Genomic DNA, 13,235 nt, shown 5'->3' with positions numbered 1-13,235 from the left:
TTTTTATCCACAAATCAAATTTTTGTTGGATTGAACAAAGAGCAGCAACACAATTGACGCACAAAGCAACTTTCAACCAAGACAAACTGCCATGAACCCAAGCCAGTCCGCCCTGATGTCCCATGTGCCCGCCTTCCCGGGCGACCCCATCCTCTCGTTGATGGAGGGCTTCCAGGCCGACCCGCGCGCCAACAAGGTCAGTCTGAGCATCGGCCTGTACTTTGACGAAAACGGCCAGGTGCCGCTGCTGCCCTCGGTGCGCCGCGCCGAAGCCGCGTTGATGCAGCACAACGGCCCCCGCTCCTACCTGCCCATCGACGGTCTGCCCACCTACCGCGCCGCCGTGCAACGCCTGATCTTCGGCCCCGCCCACGAAGCGGTGCTCAGCCAGCGCATCGCCACCCTGCAAAGCCCGGGCGGTTCGGGCGCCTTGAAGGTGGGTGGCGACTTTCTGCGCCGCTACTTTCCGGACAGCGGCCTGTGGCTCAGCGACCCCAGCTGGGAAAACCACCGCACCATCTTCGAAGGCTGCGGCTTCACGGTGCAGAACTACCCCTACTTTGACGCACTCACAGGCTCGGTTCGCATCGAAGACATGCTGGCCAGCCTGAAATCCCTGCCTGAGCGCAGCATCGTGCTGTTGCATGGCAGCTGCCACAACCCCACCGGCGTCGACCTGACTCAAAGCCAATGGCGGGCGGTGATCGAGGTCCTGCAAAGTCGCAACCTGATCCCCTTCATCGACCTGGCCTACCAAGGCTTTGGTGACGGCCTGGACGAAGACGCCTTCGCTCCCCGTGCCATGGCCGAGGCCGGCCTGACCTGCCTGGTGGCCAACTCGTTCTCGAAGAACTTCTCACTGTACGGCGAGCGCTGCGGGGCCCTGAGCGTGGTCTGCCCCGATGCGGCCACCGCCGATCGCGTGCTGGGCCAGCTCAAGGCCACGGTGCGGGCCAACTACTCGACCCCCCCGATGCACGGGGCCCAGGTGATTGCCCAGGTGCTCAACGAACCTGAGCTGCTGGCCCTGTGGACGGCCGAGACCACGGCCATGCGCACCCGCATCCGTCGCATGCGCGAACACCTGCACGCCGCGCTGAACCAGCGCTTCCAGGGCCGCCGCTCGTTTGACTACCTGCTGAGCCAGCGCGGCATGTTCAGCTACACCGGGCTGAGCGCCGAGCAGGTGGACCGCCTGCGCGCCGAGCATGCGGTGTACCTGGTGCGCTCGGGTCGTCTGTGTGTCTCGGGCCTGACCGATGGCAACCTGGCCCACGTGGCCAACGCCATCGCCGCCGTGCTGGAAGCCGCATGACCCAGCCCAGCGCCGACGTCAACGCCGACACCGCCACGGCCTGCCTGGCCGAACTGCTCACCGCACTCGGCCACCAGGGCATGCGCCTGGGCGATGAGGTTGAGCTGCCACGCTGCACCGACTGGAGTGGTCACCCGCCCGTGCGCCCGCTGGCCTTGCTGCGCCCCGGCAGCACGGCCGAAGTGTCGGCCGCCCTCGCCATCTGCCACCGCCACCGCATGGCCGTGGTGCCCCAGGGCGGGCTGACCGGCCTGGCCGGTGCGGCCGTGCCGGTGGCCGGCGGGGTGACGCTGTCTTTGGAACGCATGAAAGGCATCGATGAGGTGGACAGGCGGGCCGCGACGATGACCGTGCAGGCCGGCGCCACGCTGCAGGCCGTGCAGGAAGCGGCGGCCGAAGCCGGTCTGGCCTTCGGGGTGGACCTGGGTGCGCGCGGCAGTTGCCAGATTGGTGGCAACCTGGCCACCAACGCCGGTGGCAACGGCGTGATCCAGTTCGGCATGATGCGCGAGCAAGCCCTGGGGCTGGAGGTGGTGCTGGCCGACGGCACCGTGCTCGACATGCTGCGCCCCATGATCAAGAACAACACGGGCTACGACCTCAAGCAACTGTTCATCGGCTCCGAGGGCACGCTGGGGGTGATCACACGCGCCGTGCTGCGCCTGCGCCCGGCCCCGTTGGCGCGCGCCACCGTGTTGCTGGCCCTGCCCGATTTCGAGGCGGCCATGGCCCTGCTGGGCCGCTTGCAGGCGGCCTTCCCGGGGGCCCTGGCGGCGTTCGAGCTGATGTGGCGTGACTTTGTCGAGCTGTCGCTCGCCTGGAAAACGGCGCCCCCACCCTTTGCCGAGCCGCACGCCTTTCTGGCCCTGGCCGAGGTCACAGGCGCAGACGAAGCCCTTCTGCAGCAGGCGCTGGAAGAACTGCTGGCCCCGGCCCTCGAAGAAGGCCTGGTGGTGGACGCGGTGCTGCCGCCCTCGCGCGCCCAGGCGGCAGCGCTGTGGCGCATCCGTGAAGCCACGGCCGAGTTTCCGACCCGCATGCAGCCCATCAATTTCGACATCAGCCTGCCCCTGGCGGTGATCGGCGAATTTGCCCAGGCCTGCGTGGACGCCCTGACGTTGCGCTGGCCCGGGCAACACAGTGTGCGCTTCGGCCACCTGGGCGACGGCAACCTGCACCTGAGCACCGACGCGCGCTCGCTGGGCGGGCTGCCGTTTGCCGAGGCCGAGGCGGCGGTCGAAGAACTGGTCTACGGCTTGCTAGCCACCTACGGGGGCAGCGTGTCGGCCGAGCATGGCATCGGCCTGCACAAAAAGCCCTACCTGGGCCTGAGCCGCAGCCCGGCCGAACTGACCGCGATGCGGCAGATCAAGCAGGCCCTGGACCCACTGGGCCTGATGAACCCCGGCAAGATTTTCTAGGAGCGTGTTCAATGTCTCCCTCGTGCGAGACATTGAACACGCTCTAACAACAAAAGCACCCACCCCCTCGAAAGGAAATCCATGAACCGCCACCACTTCCTGCTCGGCGCTCTGGCACTGGCCCTGACCAGCACCACCGGCGCGGCCCTGGCCCAGAGCAATGCCAGCATCCGCATCCTGGTCGGCTTTGCCGCTGGCGGCAGCTCGGACATGATTGCGCGCCAGTTGGCTCAGGGCCTGCAACAGGAGCTGGGCCAGCCGGTGGTGGTGGACAACAAGCCCGGAGCGGGCGGGCAGATCGCGGCCCAGTTGCTCAAGGCCGCCAAGCCCGACGGGCAGACCCTGTACCTGTCGAACAGCCACACCATGGCCATGATCCCGTTGACCGTGCTCAACCCGGGCTACGACGCCGCCAAGGACTTCGCCCCCATCGGCCTGGTGGCCGTCAACCCCGATGTGTTCGTGATCAACCCCAGTGTGGTCGGCAACCCCAAGGCGGGCTTGAAAGAGTACGCGCAATGGGCCAAGGGCGGCCCCGACCGTGGCAGCGTGGGCGTGCCGGCCCCTGCGAGTGCGCCCGACTTTGCGGTGGGCATCGTGGCCAAGGCCCTGGACGCCGACCTGCGCTCGGTGCCCTACCGCGGCGATGCCCCCGTGGCCCAGGACGTGATGGCCGGCCAGATCAGCGCCGGCATCGGCTCGGTGGGCGCCATGCTGCAACCGGCCAAGGCGGGCAAGGTGCGCATCGTGGCGGTCAACGGCACCAGCCGGCTGGCCCTGCTGCCCGACGTGCCCACCTATGCGGAACTGGGCATCAAAGGCTACGAAGAAATGATCTACACCGGCCTGTTCGCCCCAGCCGGCCTGCCGGCCGATCTGGTGCAGCGCTACAGCACCGCCCTGGCCAAGGTGGTCAAGTCGGAGGTGTTTGCCGAGAAGCTGGCGGCCCTGGGCATCAGCGCCGCCAGCAGCAGCCCGGCCGAGCTGGCCGCCCGCGTGGCCCACACCCACAAGGATTGGTCGGTGATGGTCAAGAACGCCGGCTACAAGGCCCAGTGAACGCCCCCGTGAACGACCAGCCCTTCCCCCCACGACTGGCAGCCCCCGAACTGGGGCTGGCCGAGCGCGAGCAGGCGTATTCGCCCAGCTCGTGCATCGGCGGCGACTACCGCCCCTTTCTGCAGCAGTACCAGCAGCGCAGCGACACAGCCCGGGCCCTGCCCCACCAGGAGCATGCCTACGGCGGCCTGCCGCGCCAGCGCCTGGACCTGTTCCTGCCCCCGGCGCCACAGGGCGCCGCCCGCCCCCCAGCGCTGCTGGTGTTCATCCATGGCGGCTACTGGCAGGAGTTGTCCAAGCAAAGCGCCTGCTTTGCCGCCCCGGCCTGCCTGGCCGCGGGCCATGCCTTTGCGGCCGTGGGCTACACCCTGGCGCCGGAAGCCACGGTCGAGCAGATCGTCCAGGAGTGCCGCACAGCCCTGGTCTGGCTGCACCAGCATGCGGACCGACTGGGCTTTGACCCGGCCCGCATCGTGGTGGCCGGAAGCTCGGCCGGTGCGCACCTGGCCGCCATGTGCGCGCTGCGCAGCTGGCCGCACGAGGCCGGCCTGCCCGCCGGGGCCGTGCTGGTGTCGGGGGTGTACGAATTGGCCCCGCTGGTGGGCACCTCGATCAACACCGCGCTAAACCTGACGCCCGACAGCGCCAGCCGCGTGAGCCCGCTGCACTACAGCCTGGCAGGCTTTGCCCGCACCGTGCTGGCCTGGGGCGAGATCGAGACCACGGAGTTCAAGCGTCAAAGCCGCGCCTTCGGGCAGGCGCTGCAGGCCCAGGGCCTGCCCGAGGTGCCCAGCCTGGAGGTACTGGCCCGCAACCACTTCGACGTGGTGCTCGACCTGTGCGAACCCGGCACGCCACTGGGCGACGCCACGCTGTCCCTGCTGGCCCGTGTCTGAGCCCCTTCAATTCCCCTTCATCACTCCGAACCTGCCATGAGCAAACAAGTCATCGACATCGGCCTGCCGCCGCTGAAGCAACCTTTTTCGTGGGCCGTGCAAGGCGCCGGCATCGTGTTCACCGCGCACGGACCGGTGCAGGCCGACGGCAGTGTGTTCACTGGCGACATTGAAACCCAGACCCGCCTGACCTTCGGCAACCTGAAGAAGGCCGCCGAAGCCGCAGGTGCCACCCTGGCCGATGTGGCCCAGGTGCTGATCTACATGACCGACGTGAAAGACATGCCGGCGATCGACAGCATCTACCGCGAGTTTTTCGAAGCCCCCTACCCCAACCGCTCCAGCATGGGCGTGAACGCCCTGGTGGTGCCGGGCATGAAGATCGAGATCGTGGCCTACGTGCTGGCGCCGCCCAAGGCGTGAGCACTGAGCGCATGGGCCACTCTGTCGCGGAACTCCTCTTCGCCGACCACGCTCAGGCTGGCCGATCCACACCCCACTTCCCTCGCCAGGGCCTGTCGCCAGCGCTGCTGCAGGCCTGTCGGCTCACGACCCCGCTCGGCCTCCAGCCACCAAAGCCCGGCCACCGCGCCATCCACCCCGGGGCGCACCACGGCCTCCACCCCGGCTGCCCTCAAGGGCGGGGCCAATTGCCACCAGTCGTCTGACAGCAGCACGTCCAGCGGCACAGCCTCCAGCCTCGGCAAAGGGCTTTGAACCTCGCTCAAGAGCAAAACCTGGCCTTGCAGGCTCCACTGGCACCCCGAATCGTGGAACAAGGCCTGTGCCTGTGACGGGTCGGTGCTGTTGGTCCAGCGTGGCAACACAGGCCCGCGCCAGGCCCGGGGAAGGAGATGAGCCCAAGCGCTGCGCCCCGGGTGATCATGAAAGAGGTACTCCAGCCGGGCCACGCCCACCCAAACACGCGCCAGCAATTGCTGGACCGGCTGGGGCACACCGCCCTCCAGGCCGGGCTCTCGGCACGCCCAGCCCAACAGCTCGAGGGTGCCCTGTCTGGGCGGCAGCAGACCCAGCTGCCAGTCGGAGGACAGGGGGTTCTCACAGATCAGGAGGTGGGTCATGGTCAGTGCGGGGGCCAAGGGCCGGAGGTGGGATGCGGGTGTCGACTGCACAGAATCAGGCGCACCCATGAACATCACACTCTAGGCACTGAAATGCCCCCACCAAGCCCAAGTCCCCATGACAAACGACCTTCGGTCACATCTGTCGCCCTGAATGCACTCACGTGGCGCCCCAGGGCACTGGCGCACTCAGGCAGCACCACGGCCCACGGGCTCAGTAGGTCCCGGGGTAGGCCCCGCCATCGGGCAGGATGTTCTGCCCCGTGAGGTAGCCCGCGTGCACGCTGCAGAGGAAGGCGCAAATGGCACCGAACTCAGCCGGGTTGCCGTAGCGCCCGGCCGGGATCTGGGCTTGCTGGGCGGCACGGATGGCCTCGATGGGCTTGCCGCTTTTCTTGGCGGCAGCGCCCAGGGTGCCGGCCAGGCGGTCGGTGTCGAACTTGCCGGGCAGCAGGTTGTTGAGGGTGACGCCGCGGGCCGCGATCGAACTGCGCGCCACCCCCGCCACAAAACCGGTCAGGCCGCTGCGAGCCCCATTGGACAGGCCCAGGATGTCGATGGGCGACTTGACCGAGCTGGAGGTGATGTTGACGATGCGGCCAAAGCCGCGCTCGGCCATGCCGTCGATGGTGGCCTTGATGAGCTCGATGGGCGTGAGCATGTTGGCATCCACAGCCTTGATCCAGGCCTCGCGGTCCCAGTCGCGGAAGTCGCCGGGGGGTGGGCCGCCGGCATTGGTGACCACGATGTCGAAGTTGACCCCGGGGCCGCCGGGCACGGCAAACAGCGCGGCGCGGCCTTCGGGCGTGGTGACGTCGCTGGCCACGCTCAGCACCTGGGTGGCCGATGGCCGCAACGAATCGCCCAGCAGGCCCGCCGTGGCCACCTGCAGGCCTTCGGCACCACGCGCAGCGATCACGACGTTGACGCCCTCGCGCACCAGGGCCTGTGCGCAGCCCAGGCCCAAGCCTTTGCTGGCCCCGCAGACCAGGGCCCATTTGCCGGCAATTCCGAGATCCATGTCTTGCTCCAATGAGGTGAGTGTTCAGTTGGAGGCCGATGATACGGCTGGTAACCATCTCCGCGCTGGCCAGGGTGATCCGCCCTGGCAGCGCAGGCTGTCATCAGCCCCGGCGCTGTGCGCCCCGGGTCACGACAAAGATGCCCGCCATCACCAGCACCGTGCCCGCCGCCACCCAGGCCGTGAAGGGCTCGCCCAGGATCAGCACGCCCATGAGGATGGTGGACAGCGGCCCAATCATGCCGGTCTGTGCGGTGAGGCCGGCGCCGATGCGCTCAATGGCCATCATCACGATCAACACGGGCACCGCGGTGCACACGGTGGCATTGAGCACCGACAGCCACAGCACCTCGGGCGCCACCAGGGCGGCCGACCAAGGGCGCAGCACGGCAAACTGGAGCAGGCAGCACAGGCAGGCCACCGAGGTGGCCAAACCCACCAGGCGCAGCGAGCCGATGCGCTTCACCATCTCGCCGCTGTAGACCAGGTACAGCGCATAGCTGACCGCACTGAGAAACACCAGCAGGGTGCCCCAGGCGATCTGGCCGCCTTGCAGGTTGACCTCGTGGCCAAACACCAGCAGCACACCGCAATAGCTGACGCCCATCGCCACCACCTGGCGCACCGTGATGGGCTTGCCATACAACACCCGCCCCAACAGCAGCACCAGGGTGGGGTTGAGGTAGAGGATGAGCCGCTCCAGGCTGGCACTGACATAGGCCAGGCCGGCAAAGTCAAGAAAGCTGGCCAGGTAGTAGCCGCTGATGCCCAGCCCCAGGACACCGAGCCAGTCGCGCCCGCTGAGGGCGGCTGGGCGCACGGCCTGGCGGTAGGTGGCCCACCAGGCCATGGCCAGAAAGATGGGCAGCGCAAACAGCATGCGGTACATGATCAGGGTGACCGCATCGACGCCGTGCCGGTAGGCCAGCTTGACGATGATGGCCTTGCCGCTGAAGGCGATGGCGCCCAGGCTGGCCAGGGCCAGGCCGCTCGCCATGCGGCGCGAGGCATCGGGGGCATGGGAACGCGTCATGGCCGGCCCAGCCGTGCACCTGCGTCACCATGCAGGATCGAATCAGGCCCGGCCCTCAAAAGCCAGCCGCCAGACCGTCGCGGCGCGGGTCGCTGGCCACCACGTAGCCTTCCACCTTGGGGTCGCCCGCACGCCAGATGAACTGGCCGGCACCGAAGTCCTGGTAGGAGTCGTTGATGACTTCCATCACATGGCCGCGCTCGGACAGGCCCTGCACCGTGTCGGTCCGCATGGCGGCCTCGACGTTGATCTCCAGGCCGGCGTTGTAGCGCCAGCGCGGGGCGTCGCAGGCGGCCTGCGGGTTCTGGCGATAGTCCAGCATGCGCACCAGGGTTTGCATGTGGCCCTGGGGTTGCATGTTGGCGCCCATCACGCCATAGCTCATGACCGGCTGGCCATCCCGGGTCAGGAAAGCCGGGATGATGGTGTGGAAAGGCCGCTTGCCAGGTGCCACCAGGTTGGCCGGGTTGAGGGCCGAGGCGTCGAGGCTGAAGCCATGGCCGCGGTTTTGCAGGCTGATGCCGAACTCGGGTTCGACGCAGCCCGAACCGAAGCCCATGTAATTGCTCTGGATGAAGCTGACCATCATGCCGTCTTCGTCGGCCGCCGTCAGGTAGATGGTGCCGCCCTTGACCGGGTTGCCCGCGCCAAAGTCTTGCGCCTTCTTCATGTCGATCAGCCGGGCGCGCGAGGCCAGGTAGGCCGGGTCGAGCATCTGCTGGGGCGTGACCTCCATGGCCGAGGGTTCGGCCACGTAGCGGTACACATCGGCGAAGGCCAGCTTCATGGCTTCGATCTGCAGATGCTGGGAGTCAATGCCGTCCACCGCCAACGAGGCGATGTCGAAGTTCTCCAGGATGCCCAGGGCGATCAGGGCCGCGATGCCCTGGCCGTTGGGCGGGATCTCATGCAGGGTGTAACCACGGTAGTTCTGGGCGATGGGCTTCACCCATTCAGGCCGGTACTCGGCAAAGTCGCGCGCCGTGATGCTGCCGCCATGGCGGGCCGAGAAGCGTTCGATGGCCTCGGCGATCTGGCCGCCGTAAAAGGCCTGCCCCTTGGTTTCGGCAATCGCGCGCAGGCCGCGGGCCGCCGATTGAAAGCGGAACAGCTCGCCCACCTGCGGTGCCCGGCCCCAGGGCAGGAAGGCATCGGCAAAGCCGGGCAGGCCACGCAACTCAGGGGTGGCGGCGGCCCACTTCTGCTGTACCACGGTGGGCAGCAGGTAGCCACGCTCGGCGATCTCGATGGCGGGCTCCATGAGGTCGGCAAAGGGCAGTTTGCCGAAGCGCTCGCTCATGGCCACCCAACTGCTGACCGCGCCGGGCACGGTGACGGCATCGAAGCCGCGCTTGGGCGGGTTCTTGGCCTCGGCGCCGTACTTGGCCTTGAAATAGTCGGGGGTCCAGGTCTGGGGCGCGCGGCCCGAGGCATTGAGGCCGTGCAGTTCCTTGCCGTCCCACAGGATGCAGAAGGCATCGCTGCCCAGGCCGTTGCTGACGGGCTCGACGATGGTCATCGCGGCGGCGGCCGCCACCGCAGCGTCCACCGCATTGCCGCCCTTCCAGAGCATGCGCAGGCCGGCCTGGGCCGCCAGCGGATGCGAGGTGGACACCACGTTGCGGGCAAACACCGGCAGACGGGTGCTGAGGTAGGGGTTGGCGTAATCGAAGTTCATGGGTTCGCGCCTTCAGGCAGGTGGCAGGGGTTGAGGAATCGGGGTGCGATGCGGGCCGGCCCGGCTTGACCGGGCAGTCAAAAATTATCGCACCGCCGGAGGGTTCATGCCGCTGACGGGGGATCGCGCCACTGCGGCGCCAGCAGGCGCGTGGCCTGGCGTGCCGCCTGCAGGTGGGCACGCATTTCGCGGTGGGCGGCCAGCGCGTCGTGCGCGAGGATGGCCTCCACCACGCGGCTGTGCTCCTCGTACGACTGCACCAGGCGATCGAAGCGGGTGAACTGGCCGCGCCGAAAGGGCTTGACCCGGGTGCGCAAGGCGCGCGCGGCCTCGGTCAGGTGGGCGTTGTGGGCCCCCTCAAGCACCAGCTGGTGCAACCGCAGATTGGCCTGATCGTAGGCTTCCATGTCGTGAGCCTGCATGGCCAGGCGTCCCTGGGCATGGGCCTCGGCCAGGGCCTGGCGTTGCGCCTCGTCCATGCGCAGGGCGGCATACCGTGCGCAGGCCGACTCCAGTTCGGCGATGGCCTCGAACATCAGGTCCAGCTCGGCCGCGTCCAGCCGGCGCACCATGGAACCGCGGTTGGGTCGGTAATCGGCCAGGCCGGTGGCCACCAACTGTTTGAGGGCTTCCCGCACCGGGGTGCGCGAGACCTGGTAGCGCGCGGCCATGGCCTGTTCGTCCAGGTGCTGGCCCGGTTGCAAGTGGCCGAGCACGATGTCATCGGCCAGCCGCCGGAAGACCTGTTCAGCCAGGCGCCCACGCGGCACGCCGGACAAGGCGGCCACCGGCTCGGTGCGGGCCTCGGGCAAGGCTTCAGACATGGCGTGAAGCCCGGCTCAGTAGCCGATGGTGGTGAGGTCCTGGAACCAGTGCTGGGCCTGCACAAAGTGCTTGATCCTGGGCGAGTGGGCATGCGGATTGGTGTCGTGTACCACCCACAGCATCAGGGCCTGGTCGACCAGGGTCTCATGCAGGGAGGCCAATAGCTTGTCCTGCGTCTTGGTGTCAAACGTGGTACGGATCTTGTCGATCGTGGCGTCCACCTGCGGATCATTCAGGCCGCCCCAGTTGACGCCGTTGGGCGCGATGTAACGGCTGTCCATGAAGCGCGTCAGGGCATAGAACGGGTCGGCCGTGACATAACCCAGGTTGATGGCGCTGATGCCCTTGCCGGCGTTCATGTCGGCCTTGGCACCGCTGCGCCAGTGCAGGTAGAGGTTCTCCAGTTCGACCACCTCGAACTCGATCTGTACCCCGATTTCGGCCAGGCTTTGCTGGATGAACTCGTTCATGGGCAGCGACAGCATCTGCCCGCTGCCCCCCTGCGCAATGATGACCTTGGCCTTGAGCGGCCGGTTCTTGCCATAGCCGGCCTGAGCCATGAGAGCACGGGCCTGCGGCAGGTCGTACTTGATGTCGAAGTGAGGTTTGCCGAACCAGGGGCTGCTGGGGTCGAGTTGCCCCCGGGCCACCGAAGCCTGGCCGTTGAGCAGTTGCACGATGGCCTCGCGGTCGATCGCCAGGTTGACGGCCTTGCGCACACGCACATCGCCCCAGGGCGAGCCGGGGTAGGTGCTGAAGTGGTAGGGCCAGACGTGGGGGGTGACATTGCTCACCACCTTGAAGCCCCCCTTCCGGAGCTGGTCCAGCGCATCGGGCGGCGGCGTTTCGATGACGTCGACCTGGCCGTTGATGAGGGCGTTGGCGCGGGTCAGTGCGTCGGGGATGGGCATCAGCACGATGCGGTCGGCATGGGCCAAGCGGGTCTTGTCCCAGTAGCCCGGGTTGCGCACCAGCTCGGCGCGTTCACGCGGCACCAGTTTGTCGAGACGGAACGGACCGGTGCCCGAGGGCTGACTGGCCACCTTGTTCCAGTCGCGGCCCAGTTTGTCCCATTGCGTGGGGCTGCCAATCAGGAACCAGGGCAACTGGTAGGGGAACAGGGCATCCACGTCCTTGGTGGTGATTTCGACCGCGTAGTCACCCACCTTGCGCCAACTGGCCACCGAGGGGATGCGCGGGCGCACCTGCGCGGCCTGCTTGGCATCGTATTGAGGCGATTTGTCGCTGAGCACCTTGTCGAGGTTCCAGACCACCGCGTCGGCGTTGAACTCGGAGCCATCGTGAAACTTGACACCCCGGCGCAAGGTGAAAACCCATTTGCGAGAGTCCTTGGCATCGACCTTCCATTCGGTGGCCAGGCCAGGGATCAGCTTGCCTGGTCGGCTGCCGATGTTGGCCTCCCAGGCAATCAGCGGGTCATACAGGGTGTGCCCGGTGAACTGATAGGCCCCGGCCCCACGGTCAGGCTGGCCGGTGGTGAGCGGAATGTCGGCCATCGACATGCCGTAACGGACCACGGTTTCAGCCCATGACCCGAAACACGCGCTGCCTGCGCTCAAGGCCACGGCGGTGTTCACGGCCAGACGGCGCCAGCGCGCCCAGACATGGGGACGGCCGGCAGGGGATGCGGATGGCATGGAAGGCACTCCTCAAGTGTTGGGAATGCGGAGGTTCAGCATGCACCGTGCCAGGCCGGCCCAGCCCGCCCATGTATTTGAAACAAGCCGGCGGCAAGCGGCTTGCAGGGCATTTGTACGCCGATTGCCAAACCGGCGTCGCTGCACCGGCCGCAGACCGGGTCACCCCCGCGGTGCATGCACCGGATTCAGGCGATGCCGGCGGCGGACCCTGCACGGCCCTGGCGCTGGATCGACCTCAATCGGTGCTGATGCGTCGCTCGACGATGATCTTCTTCCACTTGGCGGTGTCAGCCGCCACCATGGCGGCCAACTGTTGCGGTGAACCGGTGACGGCCTCGATGCCCATGCGTTGCAGCTTGTCCTTGACCTCGGGGTCGGCCAGGGTCTGAGCGGCTGCGGCGTTGATCCGTTGCAGCAGGTCGGCCGGCAGGCCCTTGGGGCCGTACAGACCAAACCAGGTCGTGGACTCGTACCCAGGGAGCACGTCGGCAATCGGCGGCAGCTCGGGTGCCAAAGGGCTGCGTTTGAGCGTGGTGATGCCCAGCGCACGCAGGCGACCGTCACGCACATGGGGCATGCCGGTGGGCAAGGAATCAAACAACACGTCGAGCTTGCCGCTGACCAGGTCAGGGATCGCCAGGGCAGTGCCTTTGTAGGGAATGTGCACGATGAACAGCCCGGCCTGCGCCTTGAACAACTCGGTGGTGAGCTGCACGATGGTGCCGTTGCCGCTGGAGGCGTAGTTGAGCTTGCCCGGGTTCTTGCGCGCCAGTTCGATCCACTCTTTGATGTTGCGGGCGGGAGAGCTGTTGGGCACCAGCATCACGCTGGGCGCGTTGCCGACCTGCGCGATGGGCGTGAAATCACGCACCGTGTCATAAGGCAGGCGGGCCCCCAGGGCAGGGCCGATCGAGTGCGTGCTGGAGGTGGCCAGCAACAGGGTGTAGCCGTCGGGGGCCGCCTTGGCGACCAGATCTGAGCCGATCGCACCGCCTGCGCCGGGGCGGTTCTCGATCACCAGCGAGCCGCCCAGGCGCTCACCGAGTTTCTGCGACAGGGCCCGGGCAAAAAGATCGGTGGCACCGCCGGCCGGAAAAGGCACCACCAGGCGCACCGGCTTGTGGGGATAGCCCGTCTGAGCCCAGGCGCCCGAAGCGCCCAAACCAGTGGTGGCCAGGGCTGCCGCCTGGCCGATCAGGTGTCGTCGTTGCAAGAAAAGCTCCCGATGGAATGATGAACCCGGC

12 protein-coding genes are annotated in these 13,235 nt (G+C 67.4%); 5 read left to right on the top strand and 7 right to left on the bottom strand.

Annotated features, from left to right (window positions below; translation table 11 throughout):
* Nucleotides 1-112: 112 nt before the first annotated feature.
* The 5 genes from AC3WUT_RS08755 to AC3WUT_RS08735 all read left to right on the top strand — a co-directional run bounded on the left by AC3WUT_RS08755 (nt 113) and on the right by AC3WUT_RS08735 (nt 5,114).
* On the top strand, nt 113-1,315 hold the full coding sequence (locus tag AC3WUT_RS08755) for an amino acid aminotransferase (RefSeq protein WP_492347055.1): 1,203 nt from the start codon (nt 113-115) through the stop codon (nt 1,313-1,315).
* The gene (locus AC3WUT_RS08750; protein WP_492346702.1) at nt 1,312-2,736 is read left to right on the top strand and encodes an FAD-binding oxidoreductase; all 1,425 of its coding nucleotides are present in this window, start codon (nt 1,312-1,314) and stop codon (nt 2,734-2,736) included. Before AC3WUT_RS08755 ends, AC3WUT_RS08750 begins: the two co-directional genes overlap by 4 nt.
* 81 nt (nt 2,737-2,817) lie before the next feature.
* Nucleotides 2,818-3,795, top strand: coding sequence for a tripartite tricarboxylate transporter substrate-binding protein (locus tag AC3WUT_RS08745; protein ID WP_492346701.1), 978 nt, complete (start codon nt 2,818-2,820; stop codon nt 3,793-3,795).
* An 8-nt stretch (nt 3,796-3,803) separates the two neighbouring features.
* Nucleotides 3,804-4,691, top strand: coding sequence for an alpha/beta hydrolase (locus tag AC3WUT_RS08740; RefSeq protein ID WP_492346700.1), 888 nt, complete (start codon nt 3,804-3,806; stop codon nt 4,689-4,691).
* Between the two features lie 36 nt (nt 4,692-4,727).
* Nucleotides 4,728-5,114, top strand: coding sequence for a RidA family protein (locus AC3WUT_RS08735; RefSeq protein ID WP_492346699.1), 387 nt, complete (start codon nt 4,728-4,730; stop codon nt 5,112-5,114).
* Here AC3WUT_RS08735 and AC3WUT_RS08730 read toward each other — a convergent pair.
* From AC3WUT_RS08730 to AC3WUT_RS08700, 7 genes are all read right to left on the bottom strand, one after another.
* Nucleotides 5,087-5,773, bottom strand: coding sequence for a hypothetical protein (locus tag AC3WUT_RS08730; RefSeq protein ID WP_492346698.1), 687 nt, complete (start codon nt 5,771-5,773; stop codon nt 5,087-5,089). The two genes, AC3WUT_RS08735 and AC3WUT_RS08730, sit on opposite strands and share 28 nt — an antisense overlap.
* 214 nt (nt 5,774-5,987) lie before the next feature.
* Nucleotides 5,988-6,794: an SDR family oxidoreductase gene (locus tag AC3WUT_RS08725; protein WP_492346697.1), complete on the bottom strand. Its 807-nt coding sequence runs from the start codon at nt 6,792-6,794 to the stop codon at nt 5,988-5,990.
* A gap of 103 nt (nt 6,795-6,897) precedes the next feature.
* Nucleotides 6,898-7,827 (bottom strand): DMT family transporter, encoded by a 930-nt coding sequence (locus AC3WUT_RS08720; RefSeq protein WP_492346696.1) that lies wholly within the window; start codon nt 7,825-7,827, stop codon nt 6,898-6,900.
* Between the two features lie 55 nt (nt 7,828-7,882).
* A complete protein-coding gene (locus tag AC3WUT_RS08715) occupies nt 7,883-9,505 on the bottom strand; it encodes a gamma-glutamyltransferase family protein (protein ID WP_492346695.1) in 1,623 nt (540 codons plus the stop codon).
* 104 nt (nt 9,506-9,609) lie between these two features.
* A complete protein-coding gene (locus AC3WUT_RS08710) occupies nt 9,610-10,329 on the bottom strand; it encodes a GntR family transcriptional regulator (protein WP_492346694.1) in 720 nt (239 codons plus the stop codon).
* A gap of 15 nt (nt 10,330-10,344) precedes the next feature.
* Nucleotides 10,345-11,988: an ABC transporter substrate-binding protein gene (locus AC3WUT_RS08705; RefSeq protein ID WP_492346693.1), complete on the bottom strand. Its 1,644-nt coding sequence runs from the start codon at nt 11,986-11,988 to the stop codon at nt 10,345-10,347.
* Nucleotides 11,989-12,226: 238 nt separating this feature from the next.
* Nucleotides 12,227-13,204: a Bug family tripartite tricarboxylate transporter substrate binding protein gene (locus tag AC3WUT_RS08700; RefSeq protein ID WP_492346692.1), complete on the bottom strand. Its 978-nt coding sequence runs from the start codon at nt 13,202-13,204 to the stop codon at nt 12,227-12,229.
* Nucleotides 13,205-13,235 lie beyond the last annotated feature (31 nt).

The organism is Curvibacter sp. EU05-FHT14A10 (genome assembly GCF_058791075.1).
This window is presented reverse-complemented; position numbering and strand designations above follow the sequence as displayed.